Annotated in this window: 22 protein-coding genes and 1 pseudogene; 9 read left to right on the top strand and 14 right to left on the bottom strand. The window is 69.6% G+C overall.

Annotation, left to right across the window (positions count from 1 at the left end):
- The first annotated feature begins 119 nt into the window (after nt 1–119).
- Entirely contained in the window at nt 120–389 is a 270-nt protein-coding gene (rpsO, locus tag FHG66_RS14360) for a 30S ribosomal protein S15 (protein WP_139077756.1), read from the top strand.
- A gap of 193 nt (nt 390–582) precedes the next feature.
- Nucleotides 583–2,721, top strand: a complete 2,139-nt coding sequence (gene pnp, locus FHG66_RS14355; protein WP_139077755.1) for a polyribonucleotide nucleotidyltransferase — start codon at nt 583–585, stop codon at nt 2,719–2,721.
- A 51-nt stretch (nt 2,722–2,772) separates the two neighbouring features.
- Here the strand turns inward: pnp and FHG66_RS14350 are convergent, their stop codons facing one another.
- Together FHG66_RS14350 and FHG66_RS14345 are read right to left on the bottom strand one after the other, a co-directional pair.
- Nucleotides 2,773–3,666: a glycosyltransferase family 92 protein gene (locus FHG66_RS14350; RefSeq protein WP_139077754.1), complete on the bottom strand. Its 894-nt coding sequence runs from the start codon at nt 3,664–3,666 to the stop codon at nt 2,773–2,775.
- Complete coding sequence (locus FHG66_RS14345; protein ID WP_246082615.1) at nt 3,666–4,541, bottom strand: glycosyl transferase; 876 nt, start codon at nt 4,539–4,541, stop codon at nt 3,666–3,668. Before FHG66_RS14345 ends, FHG66_RS14350 begins: the two co-directional genes overlap by 1 nt.
- Before the next feature lie 232 nt (nt 4,542–4,773).
- Between FHG66_RS14345 and FHG66_RS14340 the strand changes: the two genes are divergently transcribed.
- Together FHG66_RS14340 and FHG66_RS14335 are read left to right on the top strand one after the other, a co-directional pair.
- The gene (locus FHG66_RS14340; RefSeq protein ID WP_139077752.1) at nt 4,774–5,433 is read left to right on the top strand and encodes a L,D-transpeptidase; all 660 of its coding nucleotides are present in this window, start codon (nt 4,774–4,776) and stop codon (nt 5,431–5,433) included.
- 119 nt (nt 5,434–5,552) lie between these two features.
- Nucleotides 5,553–6,116 (top strand): L,D-transpeptidase, encoded by a 564-nt coding sequence (locus FHG66_RS14335; protein WP_176556264.1) that lies wholly within the window; start codon nt 5,553–5,555, stop codon nt 6,114–6,116.
- A 30-nt stretch (nt 6,117–6,146) separates the two neighbouring features.
- Here FHG66_RS14335 and FHG66_RS14330 read toward each other — a convergent pair whose 3' ends face one another.
- Nucleotides 6,147–6,800, bottom strand: coding sequence for a peroxiredoxin (locus tag FHG66_RS14330; protein WP_139077750.1), 654 nt, complete (start codon nt 6,798–6,800; stop codon nt 6,147–6,149).
- Between the two features lie 104 nt (nt 6,801–6,904).
- Between FHG66_RS14330 and FHG66_RS14325 the strand changes: the two genes are divergently transcribed.
- From FHG66_RS14325 to FHG66_RS14315, 3 genes are all read left to right on the top strand, one after another.
- Nucleotides 6,905–8,335, top strand: coding sequence for an aldehyde dehydrogenase family protein (locus FHG66_RS14325; protein ID WP_139077749.1), 1,431 nt, complete (start codon nt 6,905–6,907; stop codon nt 8,333–8,335).
- A 125-nt stretch (nt 8,336–8,460) separates the two neighbouring features.
- On the top strand, nt 8,461–9,393 hold the full coding sequence (locus FHG66_RS14320; RefSeq protein WP_139077748.1) for a VOC family protein: 933 nt from the start codon (nt 8,461–8,463) through the stop codon (nt 9,391–9,393).
- Nucleotides 9,390–9,977 (top strand): alpha/beta hydrolase, encoded by a 588-nt coding sequence (locus tag FHG66_RS14315; protein WP_139077747.1) that lies wholly within the window; start codon nt 9,390–9,392, stop codon nt 9,975–9,977. Before FHG66_RS14320 ends, FHG66_RS14315 begins: the two co-directional genes overlap by 4 nt.
- On the opposite strand, the gene FHG66_RS14310 is transcribed toward FHG66_RS14315, so the two are convergent.
- The 4 genes from FHG66_RS14310 to FHG66_RS14295 are packed head-to-tail and all read right to left on the bottom strand — an operon-like array spanning nt 9,974 to nt 14,227.
- A complete protein-coding gene (locus FHG66_RS14310; RefSeq protein ID WP_139077746.1) occupies nt 9,974–11,878 on the bottom strand; it encodes a beta-galactosidase in 1,905 nt (634 codons plus the stop codon). The two genes, FHG66_RS14315 and FHG66_RS14310, sit on opposite strands and share 4 nt — an antisense overlap.
- Nucleotides 11,875–12,729: an SMP-30/gluconolactonase/LRE family protein gene (locus tag FHG66_RS14305; RefSeq protein WP_139077745.1), complete on the bottom strand. Its 855-nt coding sequence runs from the start codon at nt 12,727–12,729 to the stop codon at nt 11,875–11,877. The genes FHG66_RS14310 and FHG66_RS14305 overlap by 4 nt, the downstream gene beginning before the upstream one ends.
- Entirely contained in the window at nt 12,726–13,337 is a 612-nt protein-coding gene (locus FHG66_RS14300) for a 2-dehydro-3-deoxy-6-phosphogalactonate aldolase (protein ID WP_139077744.1), read from the bottom strand. Before FHG66_RS14300 ends, FHG66_RS14305 begins: the two co-directional genes overlap by 4 nt.
- A complete protein-coding gene (locus tag FHG66_RS14295) occupies nt 13,334–14,227 on the bottom strand; it encodes a 2-dehydro-3-deoxygalactonokinase (RefSeq protein ID WP_139077743.1) in 894 nt (297 codons plus the stop codon). Before FHG66_RS14295 ends, FHG66_RS14300 begins: the two co-directional genes overlap by 4 nt.
- Nucleotides 14,228–14,401: 174 nt before the next feature.
- On the opposite strand from FHG66_RS14295, the gene FHG66_RS14290 reads away from it, so the two are divergent.
- A complete protein-coding gene (locus FHG66_RS14290; protein ID WP_139077742.1) occupies nt 14,402–15,649 on the top strand; it encodes an MFS transporter in 1,248 nt (415 codons plus the stop codon).
- Between the two features lies 1 nt (nt 15,650).
- On the opposite strand, the gene FHG66_RS14285 is transcribed toward FHG66_RS14290, so the two are convergent.
- The 6 genes from FHG66_RS14285 to FHG66_RS14260 all read right to left on the bottom strand — a co-directional run bounded on the left by FHG66_RS14285 (nt 15,651) and on the right by FHG66_RS14260 (nt 20,469).
- Nucleotides 15,651–16,568 carry an ornithine cyclodeaminase family protein gene (locus FHG66_RS14285; RefSeq protein ID WP_139077741.1) on the bottom strand — a complete coding sequence of 306 codons (918 nt, stop codon included), beginning with the start codon at nt 16,566–16,568 and terminating at the stop codon, nt 15,651–15,653.
- Nucleotides 16,565–17,188 carry an HAD family hydrolase gene (locus tag FHG66_RS14280; protein WP_139077740.1) on the bottom strand — a complete coding sequence of 208 codons (624 nt, stop codon included), beginning with the start codon at nt 17,186–17,188 and terminating at the stop codon, nt 16,565–16,567. The genes FHG66_RS14285 and FHG66_RS14280 overlap by 4 nt, the downstream gene beginning before the upstream one ends.
- The gene (locus FHG66_RS14275; protein ID WP_139077739.1) at nt 17,175–18,149 is read right to left on the bottom strand and encodes a DMT family transporter; all 975 of its coding nucleotides are present in this window, start codon (nt 18,147–18,149) and stop codon (nt 17,175–17,177) included. The genes FHG66_RS14280 and FHG66_RS14275 overlap by 14 nt, the downstream gene beginning before the upstream one ends.
- An 84-nt stretch (nt 18,150–18,233) precedes the next feature.
- The gene (locus FHG66_RS14270) at nt 18,234–18,677 is read right to left on the bottom strand and encodes a YaiI/YqxD family protein (protein WP_139077738.1); all 444 of its coding nucleotides are present in this window, start codon (nt 18,675–18,677) and stop codon (nt 18,234–18,236) included.
- Complete coding sequence (gene mbfA / locus FHG66_RS14265) at nt 18,677–19,654, bottom strand: iron exporter MbfA (RefSeq protein ID WP_139077737.1); 978 nt, start codon at nt 19,652–19,654, stop codon at nt 18,677–18,679. Before mbfA ends, FHG66_RS14270 begins: the two co-directional genes overlap by 1 nt.
- Before the next feature lie 56 nt (nt 19,655–19,710).
- Entirely contained in the window at nt 19,711–20,469 is a 759-nt protein-coding gene (locus FHG66_RS14260; protein WP_139077736.1) for an NYN domain-containing protein, read from the bottom strand.
- Nucleotides 20,470–20,591: 122 nt separating this feature from the next.
- On the opposite strand from FHG66_RS14260, the gene FHG66_RS14255 reads away from it, so the two are divergent.
- Nucleotides 20,592–22,025 carry a peptide ligase PGM1-related protein gene (locus FHG66_RS14255; RefSeq protein WP_139077735.1) on the top strand — a complete coding sequence of 478 codons (1,434 nt, stop codon included), beginning with the start codon at nt 20,592–20,594 and terminating at the stop codon, nt 22,023–22,025.
- On the opposite strand, the pseudogene FHG66_RS14250 reads toward FHG66_RS14255, so the two are convergent.
- Nucleotides 22,022–22,225, bottom strand: a pseudogene (locus FHG66_RS14250) (S-(hydroxymethyl)glutathione dehydrogenase); the annotation flags it as partial. The gene FHG66_RS14255 and the pseudogene FHG66_RS14250 sit on opposite strands and share 4 nt — an antisense overlap.

Raw genomic sequence — 22,225 nt, 5'->3', positions numbered from 1 at the left:
TCAATCGGGCCCGTTTGCGCCTATGTGCCCGGAATCCCCCCGGGCCGCCCAGGGGGACGGGCCTTGCTGGACGACATCCCGGCTTGCGCCGTCACACGAACCCTACAGGAGATCCTCCGATGTCGATCACCGCCGAAGACAAGGCCCGCATCCTCACCGATTTCGCCACCAAGCCCGGCGACACCGGTTCGCCCGAGGTGCAGGTCGCGATCCTGAGCTCGCGCATCGCCACGCTGACCGAGCACTTCAAGACGCACAAGAAGGACAACCACGGCCGCCGTGGCCTTCTGATGATGGTGGCCCAGCGCCGCCGCCTCCTTGACTACCTCAAGGGCAAGGACGAAGGCCGCTACCAGTCCCTGATCGAGCGTCTGGGCCTGCGCCGCTAAGAGTTCACGAGCCGCGCCCCCCGAAACCAAACGCGGGGGGCGCGGTTTCCTTTTCCAAGGGGTGCCGGCCGGGCTCGACCGCCGCCTCGCAGACACAGAGCCAGGGGCAATGCGGCCCCTCCGAAAACCCGCCCCCTCGGACGAGAGAATGAATGGGGGCAAGAGGCGCGAAGGCGCGCCGGAAGGACATGCGATGTTCAACGAATTCAAGAAATCGATCCAGTGGGGCAGCGAGACGCTCACGCTGGAAACGGGCAAGGTCGCCCGCCAGGCCGATGGCAGCGTCATCGCCACGCTGGGCGAGACCTCGGTCATGGCCAACGTGACCTTCGCCAAGGCGGCGAAGCCGGGCCAGGACTTCTTCCCCCTGACCGTGCACTACCAGGAAAAGTTCTACGCCGCCGGCAAGATCCCGGGCGGCTACTTCAAGCGCGAGGCGCGCCCCTCCGAAAAGGAGACGCTGACGTCGCGCCTGATCGACCGTCCGATCCGGCCGCTCTTCGTCGAGGGCTTCCGCAACGAGGTGCTCGTGATGTGCACCGTGCTGAGCCATGATCTCGTGAACGAGCCCGACGTGGTGGCGATGATCGCGGCCTCGGCGGCGCTGACGCTGTCGGGCGCGCCCTTCCGTGGGCCCATCGGCGCCGCGCGCGTGGGCTTCGTGAACGGCCAATACGTGCTCAACCCGTCCGTGGACGACATGCAGGCCCTGCGCTCGAACCCCGAGCAGCGCCTCGACCTCGTGGTGGCCGGCACCAAGGACGCGGTCATGATGGTCGAGTCCGAAGCCTACGAGCTTTCGGAAGAAGAGATGCTGGGCGCGGTGGTCTTTGCCCACCAGCAGATCCAGCCGGTGATCGACCTGATCATCGATCTCGCCGAAGAGGCCGCCAAGGAGCCCTTCGACTTCGAGCCGGTGGACTATTCGGCGCTTTCGGCCCGCGTGAAGTCCCTGGGCGAGGCGCGCATGCGCGAAGCGTTCGCTATTCGCATCAAGCAGGACCGCGTTGCCGCCATCGACGCCGCCATCGACGAGATCAAGGCGGGCCTGACCGACGAGGAGCGGGCCGACCCGAACCTCTGGCCGGCGCTCAAGGCCCTCGAGTCGAGCGTCCTGCGCGGCGACATCGTGAAGAACGGCCGTCGCATCGACGGGCGCTCGCTGGACGTGGTCCGGCCCATCGTGTCCGAAACCGGGCTCCTGCCCCGGACCCATGGCTCGGCGCTGTTCACGCGCGGCGAGACGCAGGCCCTTGTCGTGACCACATTGGGCACGGGCGACGACGAGCAGTTCGTGGACGCGCTGCACGGCAACTCCAAGCAGAACTTCCTGCTGCACTACAACTTCCCCCCCTACTCGGTGGGCGAAGTGGGCCGCGTGGGCTCTCCGGGCCGCCGCGAGATCGGGCACGGCAAGCTCGCTTGGCGGGCGCTGCAGGCGGTCCTGCCGCCGGCGACCGAGTTCCCCTACACCATCCGCCTGGTTTCCGAGATCACCGAGTCCAACGGCTCCTCCTCGATGGCCTCGGTTTGCGGCGGGTCGCTGTCGATGATGGACGCGGGCGTGCCCCTCAAGGCGCCGGTCGCGGGCGTGGCCATGGGCCTCGTGATGGAGGACGACGGCTCCTGGGCCGTGCTGACCGACATCCTGGGTGACGAAGACCACCTCGGCGACATGGATTTCAAGGTCGCGGGCACCGAAGCGGGGATCACCTCGCTCCAGATGGACATCAAGATCGCGGGCATCACGCCCGAGATCATGGGCAAGGCGCTGGAGCAGGCCAAGGCTGGCCGGCTGCACATCCTGAGCGAGATGTCCAAGGCCCTCACCTCGGCCAACAGCTTCTCGGAGTACGCCCCGCGCATCGAGACCATGACCATCCCGACCGACAAGATCCGGGAAGTCATCGGCTCGGGCGGCAAGGTCATCCGCGAGATCGTGGAAACCTCGGGCGCCAAGGTGGACATCAGCGACGACGGCACGATCAAGATCGCGTCTTCGAACGGCGATGCCATCAAGAAGGCCTATGACATGATCTATTCGATCGTGGCGGAGCCCGAAGAAGGCGGCGTCTACAAGGGCACGGTCGTCAAGATCGTGGACTTCGGCGCCTTCGTGAACTTCTTCGGCAAGCGCGACGGCCTCGTGCATGTCAGCCAGATCGAGAACCGCCGCCTGAACCATCCGTCGGATGCGCTCAAGGAAGGCCAGGAGGTCTGGGTCAAGCTCCTGGGTTTTGACGATCGCGGCAAGGTCCGCCTGTCCATGAAGGTCGTGGACCAGGAGACCGGCAAGGAAATGGCCAAGGAAGAGGCGCCGGTCGCCGAGTGATCGGGCCAAACCTTCAATGACGGATCAACCCCGGCCATGTGCCGGGGTTTTTCATGTCAGGAGACCCTTTCGGCGGGCGAACTCCAGGGCACGCAGGCAAGGCTCGGTCCGCCCCGAGATGGCCTGGGCCTTGGCCCGCGATTTGCGCGCATAGCTCTGGCCCGTCTTGGCCGCCGCGCTGCCGCGCGCCAGTTTCGCCTCGAACTCCTGCCTGGAGCGGGTGAAGTAGTGATTCATCTGGAGATGTCGGCAAGACAGGACAGCTGGGTCCTTCCGACCCCGGTAGTCCGTCCTCACGCCCTGGTCGTTCACCGTCTCGTCGCCATGGCTGCGCGTGCGGGCGCGGTGGACGCTCAGGGCCGTCACTTCGCAAGGATCGAGCACCAACTTGAAGTTCAGCTCGACCGACAGGTCGGCGCAGCGGTCGCGGTAGCCTTCGACGATGGTGCGGGTCGGGGTCTCGTTGCCGCAGAAGCCGAAATGCACCCAGGGCAGCGACACGTTCGGGTGCCCACCGGTCGCCTGCAGCGCGGCCTCGATGCTGTCGGCCTCCACCGGGACCAGAAACTCGTCGATGTCGAGAAAGGTCATGCGCGCGAACGCGCCACCGAAGCACTGCAGGGCATGGGCATAGGCGAGGATCTGGGGATGGAGCGGCCGGCCCGTGTCCTGGTCGGCCCCCGCAAGCCGCCAGGGCAGCAGCGTCAGCCGGTCCGGCCCCAGCGTGTCATGCAGGACTCTGGCGCCGTCATCAGTGCTGCCGTTATCATAGACGATGAAGCGCCTCACCCCGCCCGCCAGATGGAAGAGCGCCCATTCCCGCAGATAGGGTCCCTCGTTGCGTATGATCGCCACCACCGCGAGTCCCCCGCGCCCCGGCTCGGGCTCGGGCGGGACGACGATCAGATCGCGGATCGGGCGCGGCGTGCTCCAGGGCAGGCGCATCAGTCCAGAACTCCGTCGCGGTCGTAGCCCAGGCCCAGCAGCGCCGAGACCGGGGATGCACAGGACAGCCGGACACCCTCGCGGCCTGCGACCTCGCGCGCTAGGGCGAATCCCGCAAGGATGCGCGGCATCCCCTTCACGAGGCCCGACGGCGCAGCCTTCCCGGCTTCCTCGTAGAAACGCGGCTGGGCGTCGGCATTGCCGAGGTCGATCCCGGCCAGCAGGATCGCGGCGGGGCCCGCGGCCAGCGCCACTTGAAGGGCGGTGAAGGCCACCGTGCCGGTGATGATCACCCCCCGGTCGGGGTCGCGCGACAGGGCCGCCCCGTTTGCGCCACGCGCAAGGATGCCATCGAGAGCCGGATCGTCGAGATCGCGGCGGGCCGCGCCCAAGGGGCGGCGCAGGTTGTCGATCAGCGCGACGCGCCGACCGCGGAGCAGGTCCGCGTTGTGTTCGGCCAGCGCCCGCATCGCGGCGGCCGACAGCATCAACGGCACCTCGCGCGGAAGGCTGGCCAGCATCGGGGCATGGCGCATGACAAACCGTTCGTCCTCTACCGCGACGGCAAGGGGCGGCAGCCGCGCGGCAAGGCTCGCAGCCCCGTTCAGGAGGATGGTGGCACCACTCTCCAAGCGTTCGGGGTGCTGACGGGCGAGGGAAGGGCCGGAGCCGACGATCGCGATCCGGGCCATGCCGGGCGGCACGATGTCGGCAAAGCGCGACAGGGTCAGCAGGTCCCTGCCCCGCCACCGCACGCGGCCCGAGAGGCGGTCGATGGCCAGGCCCGGCCAAAGATCGCCCCGATGCGCCCGGCCCGGCCCGAGCAGCAGGGCGGCCAGCCGGACAAGGTGGCGAACGGGACGGCGGTCGGACATGAGAGTGGCCATGATAGGGCTGGCTGCGGACCCGGGCACCTTAGCCATGATGCCTGGGCGATGGCCAGACGCCCCCGATGTGACCTTGGGAACACAGGCTCTCGGGGCGACGGTCCGGGCGATTGCCGATCAGGGCCTCAGACTGTAGCCTTCCGCCCACCGGCGGTCCGCGCTTGCGAAACTGCCTGTTTACCCTTTCGAAACCGCAGCATGCCAAAGGGGAGTCACGCTGATGCTGACCCGCCGCCGTTTCATTGCGTCCTCGGCGCTGGTCCTTGCCGCCGGCCAGGTCGCCGCGCAGGAACTCGTCTCGGCCGCGGCGCCGCTGATCGAGGATCCCGGTCCCCTGCGGCTCGACATCGGACCGCAGGCCGTTCAGGCGTCCATGTCGCTGCCGCCCGCCTTCGACGGGGACTTCGAGATTCCCGACCGTTACCGCGCCCGCGTGGTTCAGGTAGCCCCCGGCCTCGTGCCCAACGACATCCACATCGTCCCGCAAAGCTACCACCTCTACTTCATCCTCCCCGGGGGCTACGCCATCCGCTATGGCGTGGCCGTGGGAACGGAAGGGCTGGACTGGCACGGGCAGGCCGTGATCGGGCGCAAGGTCGAATGGCCCTCCTGGCGGCCTACCGACGAGATGATCGAGCGGCACCCCGAACGCTACGAGAAATACGCCGACGGGATGCCTGGGGGCCCGGACAACCCGCTGGGGGCGAGGGCGCTCTACTTCTTCCAGGGCGACCGGGACACAGCCATCCGGATCCACGGCACGCTCGACCCGAGCTCGATCGGGCATCAGGCGTCGAACGGCTGCTTCCGCATGTACAACAGCCACGTCATCGACCTATTCAACCGCGTGCCGCTCGGATCCCGGGCCTACGCCTACTGAGGGTCGCGCATCGGCAACGGTCCTGCGAAATTCGCAATCTGCCCGCATGACGTAACGATCTTTGGCCTTGCCCTGGGGTAGAACGACCCCGAGCAGAAAACAAAAGACAACAGGCCATCATGACGACTCGTCGAAGCTTTCTCGTCGCTGCGGCGGCGAGCCTTCTTGCCGCGCCCGCCCTCGCGCAGCAGGTCGTGCGTATCCCGAACGACTGGCTGCCCACCGAGGTGGAGATCAAGCCGGGCGTCCCGGTCGGAGAGATCCACGTGGACGTGCCGGGCACCTGGCTTTACCTCACGGTGGCCGACGGACTGGCCCGGCGCTACAAGATCGCGGTCGGCGCGCCGGGGCGCAACTTCAACGGCGTGGCCCATGTGGCGCGCAAGGCCGAATGGCCGGCCTGGCGTCCGACGGCCGAGATGATCGCCTATGAACCCCAGGTTTACGGCAAATTTAGCACCGGCCTGCCCGGTGGGCACGCGATGAACCCCCTGGGGGCGCGGGCGCTGTATCTGTATCAGGATGGGCGCGACACGATGTTCCGCATCCATGGCACTCCGCAGCCCTGGACGATGGGGCAAAGCTTCTCCTCGGGCTGCCCGCGTCTCATCAACGAACACATGATCGACCTTTACGACCGGGTGCCGGTCGGCACGCGGGTCGTCTCCCTCGCCGAGGCGTGACGGGGCCCTGACCGGACCCCGCCTGGCCCCTCAGGCCGGAAGCTTGACCTTGCGCAGGTAGGGCAGCACCGTCTCGAAGTCGCCGAACTTGGCGCGGGCGTCGTCGTTCGACACCGCGACGGGGATGATCACGTCATCGCCGGGCTGCCAGTCGGCGGGCGTGGCGATTCCGTTCTTGGCGGCCGCCTGCAGCGCGTCCACGGCGCGCAGGATCTCGGAGAAGTTGCGGCCCACGCTCATCGGGTAGGTCATCGACAGCTTCAGCTTCTTGTCGGGCCCGATGATGAAGACGCTGCGCACCGTCGCGGTGTCGTTGGGGGTGCGTCCCTCGGGCAGGTAGGCCTCGGCCGGGAGCATGTCGAAGGCCTTGGAGACGGCGAGGTCGTGGTCCGCCGCGATGGGAAAGGTCGGCTCGGCGCTGCCGGCGATCTTGATGTCCTGCTTCCAGCGGACGTGCTCCTCGACCCCGTCCACGGAAATGCCCAGCACCTTCACGCCGCGCTTCTTCCATTCCGCGTCCAGACGGGCCACGGCCCCGAACTCGGTGGTGCAGACGGGGGTGAAGTCCTTGGGATGGCTGAAGATCACCGCCCAGGAGTCGCCCACCCAGTCATGCAGGTGGATCGTGCCCTGATCGGTCTCGACCGCCAGGTTCGGGATGGTGTCGTTGATACGCAGGCCCATGTCGTGGCTCCCCAAGGTCATGTCGCGGCCCGGCTTGGCCGGATGCACGTCGCGTCAATATAGTCAGAGGGAGCCAAGCGCGCCACGGGTGCGGGGAGAACGAAATGATCGAAAAGAAGCGGTTTTACATCGGTGGCTCCTGGGTGGAGTCGCGGGACGGGCGCGAGCATGCCGTCATCGACCCCTCGACCGAGGAAGCGGCGGTCACGATCACCCTGGCCGGGCCGCAGGACGTGGACGCCGCCGTGGCGAGCGCCAAGGCCGCCCTGCCCGGCTGGTCGATGACCGACCCGCAGGAACGCCGCACCCTCGTGGAGCGCATCCTGGCCGAATACCACCGGCGCGAGAGGGACTTCGCCGAGGCGATCAGCCTGGAGATGGGCGCGCCCATCGACTTTGCGCTGGCCGAGCAGGCCCCGTCCTTTTCCTGGCACGTCGAGAACTTCCTGACCGCCTTCGACCACATCGAATGGCTGAAGCCGCTCGGCCCCCATGCGCCGCAGACGCGCATCGCCCTGGAGCCCATCGGCGTCGTGGGCCTCATCACGCCCTGGAACTGGCCCGCGAACCAGATCGCGCTCAAGGTCATCCCGGCGTTGCTGGCGGGCTGCACCTCGGTCCTCAAGCCGTCCGAGCAGGCCCCGCTGTCGGCCGTGGTGGTGGCCGAGATGCTGCACGAGGCGGGAGTGCCGCCCGGCGTCTTCAACATGATCCAAGGCGATGGCGCGAGTGCCGGGACGCGGCTCAGCACGCATCCGGACGTGGAGATGATCTCCTTCACGGGCTCCACCCGAGCCGGGCGGGCGATCACGGTCGCTGCCGCCGACACCTTCAAGCGCGTCACGCTGGAACTGGGCGGCAAGGGGGCGAACCTCGTCTTTGCCGATGCCGACGAGCGCGCGGTGGAGCGGGGCGTGCGGCACGTCATGCAGAACACCGGCCAAAGCTGCAACGCGCCCACCCGCATGCTGGTCGAAAGGCCGGTCTACGAGCGGGCCATCGAGACCGCCCGCGCCGTGGCCGAGGCGACAATGGTCAGCCCCGCATCCGAGAAGGGCCGCCACATCGGCCCGGTGGTGAACGCGCGCCAATGGGAGCATGTCCAGGGCCTGATCCAGAAGGGGATCGAGGAAGGGGCGCGGCTCGTCGCCGGGGGGCCGGGGCGGCCCGAGCACCTGAACCGGGGCTTCTTCGTGCGGCCCACGGTCTTTGCCGACGTCACGCCCGGCATGAGCATCGAAAGGACCGAGATCTTCGGCCCCGTCCTGTCCATGATGCCCTTCGACACCGAGGAAGAGGCGCTGCGGATCGCGAACGACACCGATTACGGGCTGACCAACTATGTCCAGACCGGCGACGAGGAGCGGCGGCACCGCTTGGCCCGGCAACTCAGGGCCGGGATGATCGAGATGAACGGCACGTCGCGCGGACGCGGCGCGCCCTTCGGCGGCACCAAGGCTTCGGGACGCGCCCGCGAGGGTGGCGTCTGGGGCATCGAGGAGTTCCTGGAGGTCAAGGCCATCTCGGGCTGGTAGGTGGCACGTCGCAGGGAACCGACCGGGCCTCCTCGCATTCCCGCACAGAGATCGTTCGCTTGGGTGGGCTTGGGGCCAGCCGCCCCGTCGCCCTATGTCGGCGCATCGGAAACGCGGAGGATGCGATGACGGACAAGATCAACGGGCTGCACCACGTCACGATGCTCGCGTCGGGCGCGTCGGCCAACAACGCCTTCTACACCGAGGCCCTGGGCCTGCGGCGGGTGAAGACCACGGTGAACTTCGATGCGCCGGACGTCTACCACCTGTATTTCGGCGACGAACTGGGACGGCCCGGCACGGTGATGACCTCGTTCCCCTTTCCCAATGCCGCGCGCGGCCGGAGGGGCACGGGCGAGGCGTCGCTCACCGCCTTTGCCGTCCCGGTCGGAAGCTTGCCGGCCTGGGAGGAGCGGCTGGCCCCCTTGGGCCCGACGACCCGCGAGATCGTGCTGGGCGACGAGCGGCTGCTGATCGAGGGGCCCGACGGCGAAAGCCTGGCCCTTGTGGAGGTCGCCCAGGACGCGCGCACCCCCTGGACCGAGAACGGCGTCGGCGTCGAGATGGGCATCCGGGGCTTCCATTCCGTGACGCTCACGTTGCAGGACATCGGCGCCACCGCCGACCTCCTGCGCCTGATGGGCTACCGGGAGGAGGGGCGCGAGGGTCCGGTCACGCGGATGCGGCTCGCGCAGGGCAACGGCGCGCAGATCGTGGACCTGCACGAGGATCCGACCGTCCGGCCCGCGCTCCAGAGCGCCGGATCGGTCCACCACATCGCCTTCTCGGTTGCGGACAAGGCCACCCAGGCCGAGGTGAGGCGAGAGTTGGCTGCGGCAGGCTTCCAGGCCACGCCCTCGATCGACCGCGACTACTTCTGGGCCATCTACTTCCGCAGCCCCGGCGGCGTGCTGTTCGAGATCGCCACCGACGAGCCCGGCTTCACCCGCGACGAGGCCGCCGAGGTCCTGGGGACCGCGCTCAAGCTTCCCCAGCAGCACGCGCATCTGCACGACCGGCTGGTCCAGCACCTGGAGCCGCTGGAGGGCCTGTCGTGATCGCAGCCCGCAGCGAGGGGCAGGCGGGCGGCCCCCTCCTGCTCACCTTCCACGGCACGGGGGGTGACGAGGGGCAGTTCCACGGCCTCGGGCCCCGGCTCCTGCCGGGGGCGCATGTCGTCTCGCCGCGCGGCGAGGTGAACGAGCAGGGCATGCTCCGCTTCTTCCGCCGCTCGGCCGAGGGCATCTACGATATGGAGGACCTGGCGCGCCGCACCGTCGCCATGGCCGACTTCGTCGCAGGCGAGATCGCGCGCACCGGGGCAAGCCGGGTCGTGGGCCTGGGCTATTCGAACGGGGCGAACATCCTGGCCTCGGTCCTGGCCGCGCGGCCGGATCTGTTCACGGAGGCGGTGCTGCTGCACCCGCTCATCCCCTTCACGCCCCCGGACGCGCCGGGGCTGGAGGGGCGGCGGGTGCTGATCACCGCCGGGCAGCGCGATCCGATCTGCCCGCCGCAGCTGACCATGCGGCTGTCGGACTGGCTCGAAACCCAGGGCGCGCTCGTCACTCTGCACTGGCACGCCGACGGGCACGGGATCGACCCGTCCGAATGGCAGGCCATGCAGGAATTCCTGGCCTAGCGCGACTCCCAGAAGACCCCGGCGGGCGGGATCAGGATGGTGCCGGCCCAGGGCAGAGGTTCGGGCGCGTAGTTGAAGACGAAGCGGTGGCGGGCCGTGTCGCGGACCCGCAGCCCGTCCGGCAGGTCCAGGGTCTCGATTCCAGCCTCGGCGCACAGACCCCGGACGATGCCGTCGAAGGTCGCGTCATCGGGCCACCCCGCAAGGTAGCGCACGCGGCCGTTCCCCAGGATCGCGGGCCGCCCATCCAGGGTGCGCCACGCAACCGGCGCGTCCCCTTCCAGATGCTCGAACCAGTGGAGGAAGCGCCCTCCGTTCTCCAGCGGCACCTCGGCCCCCGGCGGCAGGCTTTCGGCCAGCGTCACCCGGGCATCAAGGCCGGGAAGGTCGGGGCCGAGGGGCACGCGGATCGCCAGCTCCTCCGTCTTGGTGTCGGTACGCGGCCCGACCAGGGCTAGCCCTTCGTAGCGCGCCAGCGCCTCGCGGAGCGGGTCCGACAGCCGCATGAGGCCGGGTGCGAGGACGAGCTTGTAGGCCGACAGGTCCGCCGCATCGGGCGGCAGGATGTCCACCGACAGCCCCGCGCGCCGCAGCGCCCGGTAGGCGGCAAAGGCCAGGCGCCAGAAGTCGAAGTCGCGGCCCTGCGGCTGCACCTCCCAGGCCCAGGCGCTTTCGTAGTCGAACACGAGCGCGACCGGCGCGGGCGCGAGGTCGATCTCGGGCATCCGCTCCAGTTCCTGCGCGACCTCGGCGGCCTCAAGGAGGCCCGGCGCGGGCTCCGAGTCGGGGCGCAGGAGGCCCGCATGCATCTGTTCCTGCGCGAAGGGGGCCTGCCGCCAGCGGAAGTAGCTGACGACCTCGGCTCCATGGGCAAAGGCCTCCCATGTCCAGAGGCGGACCATGCCGGGGAGGGGGGCGGGGTTCCAGGGCGCCCAGTTCACGGGGCCCGGCTGCTGCTCCATGACCCACCAGCGGCCCCGGCCCACGGCACGGTACAGGTCGTGGTGGAAGGCCTGGTTGTCCGGGTCGCCCTGGCGAAGGAATGTCTGCTTGCGCTCGGGTTCGTTCTCGATCCGGTCGGACAGGAAGCCGATGGGGTAGCTGTCCCAGCTTGCCGCATCGAGGTCCGCGCCCACCGCGAAATGGTCGAAATCGGTGACCCGGCCCATGTAGTTGTGCAGGATCGGCGCGTCGGAGTGCCTTCGGATCTCCTCGACCTGCACGCGGTTGAACTCCACCACCATCTCCGAGGCGAAGCGGCGGAAGGCGAGCGACAGCGACGGGTTGGGCTCGGTCACGGTCCCGTTCGGCAGGTCCACCTGCGACCAGTCCGTGACCTCCATGGACCAGAACACGTTGCCCCAGGCGCGGTTCAGCGCGTCGGTGCTCTGGTAGCGCTGCGCGAGCCAGTCGCGGAACGCGGCGCGCGCGGCGTCGGAGTAACTGTGGACCGTGTCGTGGCAGGCGTATTCGTTGTCGGTCTGCCAGGCAGCCACATGGGGGTCGCGCCCGTAGCGCTCGGCCATCAGCCGCACGATCCGGCGGCACTCCTCGCGGTAGCCCGCGTGGCTGAAGTCGTAATGCCGGCGCGAGCCGAACTTGCGGGGGCTCCCGTGGCGGTCCACGGGCAGCATGTCGGGGTGCTTCTCGACCATCCAGATCGGCGGCGTGGCCGTGGGTGTGCCCAGGACGACCTTCAGCCCCGCCGCGCCCAGGGTCGCGATGGCGCGGTCGAGCCAGTGCCAGTCGAAGCGGCCCGGCGCGGGCTCCATCCGCGACCAGGCGAACTCTCCGATGCGGACCCACCGGATGCCCGCCTCGGCCATGCGCCGCGCGTCCTCGGCCCAGACGGCTTCGTCCCAGTGCTCGGGGTAGTAGCAGACGCCGAGCGATCGTTTCAAAGGATCACCTTGGGCTCCGGGATGCCCTTGTGGCCGGTCTCGATGGCAAAGGTCCGTCCGATCTCGGGCATGGCGGCCAGATCCGACTGCGGGATGCCGGCGGCGGCGGTGGTGACGAACAGGGTCGACATTCCTTCACCCCCAAAGGCCGGGCAGGTGCTCTGCTTGGCGGGGACGGCGAACTCCTCCAGCGGCTGGCCGTCGCGCCCGTAGCCCGCGACCTTGCCCGAACCCCAGAAGGCGATCCAGACATTGCCCTCGGCGTCGAAGACCGCCCCGTCCGGGTTCAGGTCCGTGCCCCGGAAGTCGAGGAACATCTCCCGCTCGCCGGTCGGAAAGCCGTCGGCCTCGGCCAACCGCTGGCACCAGACGATCTGGGTTTCCGTGTCGGTGTACACGACGTGGGTGCCCGAGGGATCGAAGCAGATCGCGTTGGGGATCTGCACCTTGGGCACGAGCTGGCGCACCTCGCCCCGGTAGTAGCGCCAGATCGCGCCCGCCTCGGGCTCTGCCTTGAGGCCCATGGTCCCGATCCAGAAGCCGCCCCAGGGATCGGCGCGCCCGTCGTTGGACCGAACGGCGGGGTTGGCCTCGTCGAGGCCCGCGACCGTCTCGGACCGCCCGCTGTCCAGGTGAAAGCGCACCAGAGCGCCCTTCTGGGCCACAAGGATCGTGTCGCGGTCGATCCATCCGGCGGCCGAGGACAGCTCGGTCAGCCGGTGCCGCCGTTCGCCCGCGAACAGCATCCGACCCAGGATGTCGAACCACAGAAGCTCCCCCCGCTCGGGGTGCCAGAGAGCCCCCTCGCCCAGAAGGCAGACCGTCTGGTCGTGGACCCGTGCCGTCGTCATGCTGCCCCCCTGGCGGCGTCGAAGGCCGCGACGATGTGCCTGGCGCGCTCGCTCACCTCGTCCGCCGACAAGCCGGGCGTGTAGAGCGCAGTGCCGATGCCAAAGCCGTCCGCGCTGGCCTTGATCCAGGCCGCGAAGTTGTCGGCGCTGGCCCCGCCCACGCCATAGACCAGCGTGCCTTTGGGCAGAACCGCCCGGATCGCCTTGAGCCCGTCAGGGCCGAGAAGGCTGCCCGGAAAGATCTTGAGGCCCGTGGCCCCGGCCTTGAGGGCGGCGAAGCATTCCGTGGGCGTCATCACGCCCGGCCAGCTTTCCATTCCGGCGGCGACGGTTGCCCGGATGACCTCCGGGTCGCAGTTGGGCGAGACGACGATCTGACCACCGACCTCGCGCACCCGGCCCACATCCTCGGCGGTCAGCACCGTCCCGGCCCCGACCTTGGCGCGGTCGCCCAGAGTCTGAACCATCTGGCCGATGGAGACGAAGGGATCGGGCGAGTTCAGCGGCACCTCGATGGTGGTGATCCCAGCGGCCACGAGCGCCTCTCCGATGGGGACGGCTTCGGGCGGGGTGATCCCGCGCAGGATGGCGATGATGGGGCGGCTCATTGGCTTCTCCTCCAGGCTTCGGTGAGGCCCGCGAGCGTGGCCTGCGTGGCGTCGGCCTCCTCGGGCGCGACGCCTTGGGCTTGCAGCGCGGCGCGCCAAGTGTCCATGAGGTCGCCCGCGCCCATCAGCGCCACGCGGGCCCCCAGCCACCAGCCCCGCGCGCCCGCAAGGTCGGCGCCGATCAGCAGGCCCGAGAGCCGCGCCTTGGCGGCGGATGGCTGGAGGCCCTTGAGCAGCGACTCGGCCCGGATCGCGAACAGCCGGTTCATCAGCGCCTCGGGCCGGGCCAGCCCCTCGGCCACGCCGCCCAGGAAGGCCTCGTCGTCCCACTGCTCGGTCGCCACGCTGTGGCGCAGGACGGTGTGGCCGGACAGCGCGGCGAAGACCTCTCCGGTCAGGGAAGTGCGGAAGGCCACGATTTCCCCGGCGCTGACGCTGATCCACTTGGGATGCGTGCCGGGGAGCAGGAGCGTTCCGTCCCAGCCGGGGTTGAGCGCGAGGAAGCCCGCGACCTTGGTCTCCTCGCCGCGCATGACGTCGGCGGGGTCGTTCTGGCACAGGCCGGGAATGATGCCAAAGGACAGGCCCGGCGTGGTCGTGGGGGCCATGGTGAGCCCGGTCGGCAGCGGGTGGCCGGGCACGCGGGCGTAGGGGGCCTCAGTCCAGCCCTGACGCGCGCCGACCATGCCGCAGGCCACGACGCGCCGGGGTCCGTCGCCCCAGCCGCCGATCAGGTCAAGGAGCGCGGGCTCGAACTCCGCGGGCGCGAGCTTGCCCATGCCCTTGTCCGAGGCGGCCTCGTCCAGCACGGTCCCTTGGGCCGTCATCGCCCAGGCCCGGACGTTCGATGTGCCCCAGTCGACTGCGATCCAGTCGGGCGTTTCCGTCATCCTGCGCCTGCCCTTCCTTTGGCCCCGGTCGGAGGGGCAAGGCCCGTCCCCGGTCCGGGGCAACTTTGGGCGGCCAGCCCGGAAAGGCAAGGCCCCCGGCCATCGCGACCCGTGATGGACGCGTCCACAAGGACGCCGGTTGACAGGACCGGGCGGCGGTCGCAGGGAAGCGGGATGACCCAGCGTTCGGCTCTCCTCACCCCCGTCCTCCTGTCCGGTTGCCTCGTGGTGCTGATGGGCTTCGCCATCCGCGCCTCCTTCGGGGTGTTCCAGCTTCCCATCGCGACGGAGTTCGGCTGGCCCCGGGCCGAGTTCAGCCTCGCCATCGCGATCCAGAATCTCGCCTGGGGGTTCGGCGCCCCCCTTTTCGGGGCGCTGGCCGAAAAGATCGGCGACCGCCGGGCGATCGTGCTGGGCGCGCTGGCCTATGCGGCGGGCCTTGTGCTGTCGGCCGGGGCGACGCTGCCGATCCAGCATCAGCTTTACGAGGTGCTGGTGGGTTTGGGCATCGCCGGGACGGGCTTTGGCGTGGTGCTGGCCGTTGTAGGGCGGGCCTCCTCGGCCGAGAACCGCTCCATGTCGCTGGCCATCGTCACCGCGGCCGGATCCGCCGGTCAGGTGATCGGGCCGCCGGTGGCCGAGGGGCTGCTGGCGCTGATGCCTTGGCAAGGCGTGTTCCTGACCTTTGCCGGGCTGATCCTGGCGGTGCTGCTGGTCCTCCCCTGGATGCGCTCGCCCGCGCCTGCCTCCAAGGCCGAGCTGCAGGAGAGCATGGGCAAGGTCGTCGCAGGGGCGCTGCGGGACCCGAGCTTCGGGCTGATCTTCCTGGGCTTCTTTTCCTGCGGCTACCAGCTCGCCTTCGTCACCGCGCATTTCCCGGCCTTCGTGACCGAGATGTGCGGACCGATCATGCCCGGCGGCGTGCTGCACTCCCTCGGGATCACGACGACGAGCGCGCTGGGCGCGGTCGCGATCTCGATCATCGGGCTGGGGAACATCGCCGGAACGCTCGCGGCGGGCTGGGCGGGCAAGCGCTACACCAAGAAATACCTGCTGGCCGGGGTCTACACCGGGCGGACCATCGCGGCGGCCTGGTTCATCCTGACGCCGATGACGCCCACGACCGTCCTGGTCTTCTCGGCGGTGATGGGGAGCCTGTGGCTCGCCACCGTGCCGCTGACCTCAGGCCTCGTCGCGCATCTTTATGGCCTGCGCTACATGGGCACGCTGTATGGCATCGTGTTTCTGAGCCACCAGATCGGCGCCTTCGTGGGCGTCTGGCTGGGCGGGCGGCTCTATGACGCCTTTGGCAGCTACGACGCCGTGTGGTGGATCGGGGTCGCAGTGGGAGCCTTCAGCGCCATCGTCCACCTGCCGATCCGCGAGATCGCGCGCCCAGCGGCGGCGGTCCCGGCGGAATAGATCAGGCCCGCGCCGCTCTCCAGGCGGTCAGGATATGGCGGCTCACCATCAGGTCGAGATGGGCCCCGCCGCCGTTCTTGAACAGCGTGATCTCATTGTCCGAGCCGCGCCGCATCGCGTCCATCTCGTAGAAGTCCGCGACGACCGCGTCTGGGGCGATGGCACCCGAGGTGATGGGGATGTGGAACTCCCCCGTTTCTCCGGCCGTCTTGCGCGAGTCGCAGAACAGCCGGGCGCGGGCCAGCGCCCGGTCGTCGGCCTCGCGCATGTCGGGGCGGTAGGCGCCGATCAGGTCGAGGTGCTGGCCCGGTTGCAGCCAATCGCCTCGGATCAGCGGCTCGGTGGACATGGTGGCGCTCGTGACAATGTCGGCCCCGCGCATGGCTGCCTCGAGGTCCGTCGCGACTTCCAGGCCGGGATGCGCGGCGGCCAGCCGCTCGGCTCCGGCGGGGCTGCGGTTCCAGACGGTGAAGCGCGCGTCGGGAAAGCCCGCGCGGTAGGCGTCGATCAGCGTGCCCGCGACCGTCCCCGCGCCCACGATCAGGATTTTGCGCGACTCTGGCCGGGCGAGCCTGAGCGCACCGAGGAGCGAGTCGCCCGCCGTCTTCCACTTGGTCACGAGGGCGAAGTCGATGACAGCCTCAAGGGTGCCGGCCTCGTCGGACATGAGGTTCACCGCGCCGCCGATGGTCGGCTTGCCTTGCGCGGCGTTGCTTGGGAACACCGTGGCCGCCTTGACCGCGATCCCGAGCCCGTCGATCCAGGCCGAGCGGTTGAGCAGCGTGTCGCCCCCGCGCCGCAGGATCACGTCCTCCAGAAGCGGGCGGCCCCGCCGGTGCCCCTCCTCGATGGCGCGGGCGACGGACAGCCAGTCGAGCGCGGCCTCACCCTCCTCAAAGGTGACGGTGTCAAAGCTCATGCGGCCTCTCCGGCGGTCAGCAGCCCCTCGGCCACGAGGCGGTCGGCAAAGGCGTCCGGCCCCTCGAAAAGGTGCGTGTGCCAGCCCCGCGCGGCGGCGGCCTCGATGTTCTCGGGGCGGTCGTCGGTGAACAGCAGCGCGCCGGGGGCGACCCCGCTTTCCCGCTCCAGGGTCTCGTAGATGGCGGGCTCGGGCTTGGCCTGCCGGAGGTGGCCCGAGACGAAGGCCCGGTCGAACTCCGAGAGGAACGGATAGTGCCGCAGCGCTTCGGCAAAGGTTTCGCGTCCGAAGTTGCTGAGTGCGAAGACCGGCACGCCCTTGGCCCGCAGTGCGCGCAGCAGGCGGACGGAGCGCGGGATCTCGGGGCTTGCCATCTCGATCCAGCGGCCGTGCCAGTGGTTGATCTCCTCGGCCCAGTCGGGATGTTCGCGGGCGAGCGCCGAAACCTCGTCCTCCCAGACCGCGCCCAGGTCCACGCGTTCGTTCATGGCGTGGATCGCCACGGCCTTGAAGAAGGCGCGGCGGCGCGGCTCGCCCACCACGCGGTCGTAGAACCGCTCGGGGTTCCATTCGATCAGCACGTTTCCGATGTCGAAGACGACGGCCTCAAGCCTCGCCATGCGCTGCCCCCCGCTCGATGGGCGCGACGCGGCCGGTCCGCGTCTCGCGCCAGAGCACATAGAGCCCCGCCCCGAGGATGAGCGCAATCCCCGTCCAGGCCACGGCGTCGGGCCATGTCCCGAAGACCAGCACGCCCCAGACGACCGCCATGGGCATGGCCGAGTATTCGAAGGGCGCGACCAGCGCCGCCTCGCAGGTGCGGTAAGCCTGCGAGATCATCAGCCCGCCCAGGGACACCGCGACCCCGGTGGCCAGGAAGAAGGGCCAGTCCGGGACCTCGGGCCAAGTCCAGGCCCGCAGGAGGAAGGCCAGCGACGCGTTGTCGGAGCCGCCGAAGCGGCCATCGCCCACCGTCAGGCCCATGAGGCAGGAGACGGCGATGAAGCCCGCCTGCGTCCAGAAGCTCATGCCCAGCGCGCCTTCGGTCGGGGCCATGCGGCGGGTCAAGATCTGCGTGCCGGCGTAGGCCAGCGCCGAGGCGAGGACAAGAAGCGCCGCAGGCTGGATCGCCCCTGCGCCGGGGCGCACCATGACCACGACGCCCAGGAGCCCCACCCCCACCGCGGCCCAGCGTCGCGGGCCCACCCGTTCGCCCAGGAGGGGAACGGACAGCGCCGTGAGGAGCAGCGGCGCCACGAAGAAGATCGCCACCCCGTCCGCCAGCGGCAGCGACGCGAGGCCTACGAAGTAGGTCAGGTTGCTGAGCAGCACGCAGGACACGCGGGCGAGGTGCCAGCCCGGATGGCGCGTGCGGACCCCGGCCCAGAGCGCGCCCGGCCCATGCGCCACGGCGGCAAGGATCAGCACCACGACCATCCCGATGAGCGCGCGGGTCAGCACCACCTGATGGAGCGGGTAGCCCCCCGACAGCGCCTTGATCGCCATGTCATTGACCGACAGGACGAGGCTGCCCCCAAGGGCGAGCGAGATGCCCCGAAGGGCGGTGCGCGAGTCCGACATGCGCGGCAGGCTGGCTGCCCCGGGGCCCCGGCGTCTGGTCCGCGACCGACGCGCCGGGGTGCCGTTGCGCCCCCTGCCCCGGCGTCAGCGTGCCCGCAACGCGCGGTCCAGCGCATCAAGGAAGCGGCTCCGGTCCGCGTTGGAGAAGGCCCGCCCGCCGCCCTGCCGGAACGGGTCCGCTGCCCGCAGGTCCGCGGCGAGGTCGCGTGCCGCAAGCGCCGGGCCGATGTTGCGCGTGGTCAGCGCCTCGCCATTCGGCTTCACGACCTGCCCCCCGGCCTCGATCACGCGGGCGGCCAGCGGCAGGTCCGTGGTGATGGCCACGTCGCCGGGCTGCACGCGGCCAGCGATCCACATGTCGGCCACGTCCGCGCCCGCGGACACCACGACGACCTCGGCCCCCGGATAGGCCGAGGGCCGGATGCCGCCATTCGAGACCATGACGACCTTGGCCCCATGGCGCAGGCCGACGCGCAGGGCCTCGGCCTTGACCGGGCAGGCGTCGGCATCCACGAAAAGCGTCGCCATCATCCGCCCCCGATCAGCACGCCCGCCGCGAAGACGAGCGCGCCCCCCAGCACCACCTGGAACGCCGCGCGCAGGAACGGCGTCTGCATGTAGCGGTTCTGGATCCAGACGATGGCCCAAAGCTCCACGAACACCACGAGGATAGCGACCGTGGTGGCCGTCCAGAAGTCCGGGATGAGGTAGGGCAGCGCATGGCCCATCCCGCCCAGGGTGGTCATCACCCCGGTGGACACCCCCCGCTTCCACGCCGAGCCCCGGCCCGAGATCACGCCGTCGTCCGAGGCGACCTCGGTGAAGCCCATGGAGATGCCCGCGCCGATCGAGGCCGCCGCCCCCACGAGGAAGGTCGTCCAAGGGTCGCGGGTCGCGAAGGCCGTGGCAAAGATCGGCGCGAGAGTGGAAACCGAGCCGTCCATCAGCCCCGCAAGGCCCGGCTGCACCCAGGTCAGCACGAACTGCCGGTGCGCGCTCTGGTCCTCGGATTCGCGGGCCTGCGCGGTCAGGTGCTCCTCGGCCAGGGCGTCGGCCCGCTGGACATGGCCCGCCTCGGCGGCGGCGAGCGCCCCGAGGAGGTCACGGGTCCGCGCGTCGGTGGCCCGCTTCGCGGCGGCGGCATAGAAGCTGCCCGCGGCCTCCTCCATCTGGTGCGCGATCGCCCGGATGCGGTCGAGCCCGAGGTCGGGATCGAGCCAGACGGGGCTGCGGGCGTAGCTTCCGGCCACGTGCTCGCGCCGCAGGAGCGGGATCACCTCGCCGAAGCGGGCGCGATGGAGTTCGATCAGGCGGTGTCGGTGGCCGTCCTCCTCGGCGGCCATGCCTTCGAAGACAGCGGCCGACGCGGGAAAGTCGGCCCGCAGCCTCTCCGCGAAGGTGCGGTAGATGCGGCCGTCGTCCTCCTCGTTGGAGATGGCGAGGGCAAGGATCTCCTGTTCGGAGAGGTCGTCGAAGTGGCGGCGGGATGAGAATCGGCTCAGCATGGCCAGATTTTTAGAACGGTTCTAATATCTGGCAAGGCCCGGTTCCTTGGCAATACTCAGTCGAGCCGCCGGATCAGCAACTGGTTCGCCGCGCCGCGCTTGGTTTCGAAGATCTTGAGGTCCTGCACGAGGTCCGACAGCTTCTTGCGCCCGTAGGTCCGGGTGTCGAAGTCGGGGTTGGCTGCAGTGATGTACTGGCCCAGTGGGCCCAGGGCGTACCATTCCTCCTCCTGGTCGATGGCATCCATGGCCCGCAGGATGATGTCGCGTGCCTCCGTGAGCGGAGCCTTGGGCCGGCTGGGCGAAGCCGGGGGCGGCGCCTCGGCGGGTGCGGGCTTCTCGCCGGGGGGCGTGGGCTTGGGCGCGGGCGCCGTGCCGCCCAGGTTTTCGATGAAGATGAAGCGTTTGCAGACGCGCCGGAACGCTTCGGGCGTCTTTTGCTGGCCGATGCCATAGACATCGAGCCCCTGTTCGCGGATGCGGGACGCGAGGCGCGTGAAGTCGCTGTCCGAGGACACCAGCACGAAGGCGTCGAAGCGGCCCGTATGCATCAGGTCCATGGCATCGATGACGAGCGAGATGTCCGAGGAGTTCTTGCCCACCGTGTAGGCGGGCGAATGCAGCGGCACGAGCCCGTGCTCGGCCTGGACCTTGTTCCAGCCCGCCATCTGCTGGGAGGAGAAGTCGCCGTAGCAGCGGCGGACGCTGGCCTCGCCAATGGCGGCAATCTCCTCGAAGATGGAGCCGGCGTAGCGGGGCGAGGTGTTGTCCGCATCGATGAGCACGGCAAGAAGCGGGCGGTCGTGGTCGGGCATGGGAGCCTCCTGGAGTTGGGCGCGACACTGCCCCAGGCGGGTGGCAGGGGAAAGGGCGAGGGCCCTCGCCAGAGGGACGACCCACGCTAGCCTTGCAAGGAAACACCGGAAGGATCGCTTCGTTGCAGGGATTCGACACGCTCCAGGCTTCGCTGAACCGGGCCGTGGCGCTGAACCGCCCCGGCCAGACCTGGCCGCATGTGGTCGTGGTCCTGCCCTCGCTGTCGCTGGGCGAGGCGGTGCTCGCTCATTACGGGTCCCGCCTGCCCGCATTGGAGCATCGTTACCTCGCGGCCTTCTTCATGCTGCACCGACTGCCGAACTGCGAGGTGATCTATGTCAGCACCCTCGCGCCCTCGGAGGAGGTGATGGAGTACTGCGCGTCCCTTCTGCCCCCGGGGAGTGACGCCCTGGCGCGGTTCCACTGCTTCGCCCTGGGCGACACCTCCATGCGCGGGGTGGCCGAGAAGCTGCTCGACCGCCCGGACGTGATCGCTGCCATCCGCGACCGGATCGGGGGCCGCCCGGCCTTCCTAGAGCCCTGGAACGTCACGGAGGCCGAGGCGCGGCTCGCTCTTGAACTTGGGGTGCCGGTGAATGGCTCGGACCCCGGGCTCTGGCCCCTGGGCTTCAAGGGCGCGGGCCGCCGATTGATGCGCGAGGCGGGCGTGCCCCTGCCTGCCGGGCGCGAGGAGCTTGTGGGCGTGGAGGACACGCTGGACGCCATTCTGTCGATGCGAGCGGAGGACCCGGCCCTTCGGCGCGTCATCATCAAGCACGACGACAGCGCCGCGGGGGACGGCAACCGTGTCGTGGATCTTTCGGACAGCCCCACCGACGATGCCCTGCGTGGACGACTCGAAGCCTTCGGCCCGGCTTATTGGGAGGAGATGGCCAAGGGCGGCATCGTGGAGGAGATGGTCGCGGGCGAGCGCTTCACCTCGCCGTCCGTTCAGGTCGATATCCTTCCCGACGGGGTCGTGGAGGTCCTGGCCACCCACGAGCAGGAGTTGGGCGGCGAGGACGGGCAGGTCTATGTCGGCTGCCGCTTTCCGGCCGACCCCGCCTATGCGCCCGAACTGGCCCAGCATGGGTGGCGCGTGGGCGAGGCGCTGGCCAAGGCGGGCGCGCTGGGCCGCTTCGCGCTCGACTTCGCGGCGGTGGAGAGTGGGGGCGAATGGCGGGTGGTCGCCCTGGAGATCAACCTGCGGAAAGGCGGGACCACGCACCCCTATGCCTGCCTGCGCAACCTCGTCCCCGGCCGCTACGACGAGGAGGCCGGGGTCTGGCAGGCGGATGCCGGTGGAACCCGCGCCTATGTGGCGAACGACAACGTCATGGACCCGGCCTGGGTCGGCCTCCCGCCCGCCGAGGTCATCGGACGCGTGCGCGAGGCCGGGCTCCAGTTCGACCCCGTGCAGGGCACGGGTGTCGTCCTCCTCATGCTGTCAGGCCTGTCGATCGACGGCCGCTTCGCCGCCGTGGCGATCGGGCGGGACGAGGCCGAGGCACAACGGCTCAAGGACGCCGTGCCCCGGGCCTTGGGAGCGTCTTAGTACACCACGACGCCGCGGATGCTTTCGCCGCGTTTCATGAGATCGAAGCCGTCGTTGATGCGGTCGAGGGGCATGGTGTGGGTGATCATGGGGTCGATGGCGATCTTGCCCTCCATGTACCAGTCCACCATCTTCGGGACATCCGTGCGGCCGCGCGCGCCGCCGAAGGCCGTGCCTTTCCAGGTGCGCCCGGTGACGAG

The sequence above is a fragment of the Rubellimicrobium rubrum genome (assembly GCF_006152115.1).
Taxonomy (GTDB): domain Bacteria; phylum Pseudomonadota; class Alphaproteobacteria; order Rhodobacterales; family Rhodobacteraceae; genus Rubellimicrobium; species Rubellimicrobium rubrum.
The sequence above is the reverse complement of the archived record's forward strand: the minus strand, read 5'-3'. Positions and strand labels throughout refer to the sequence as shown.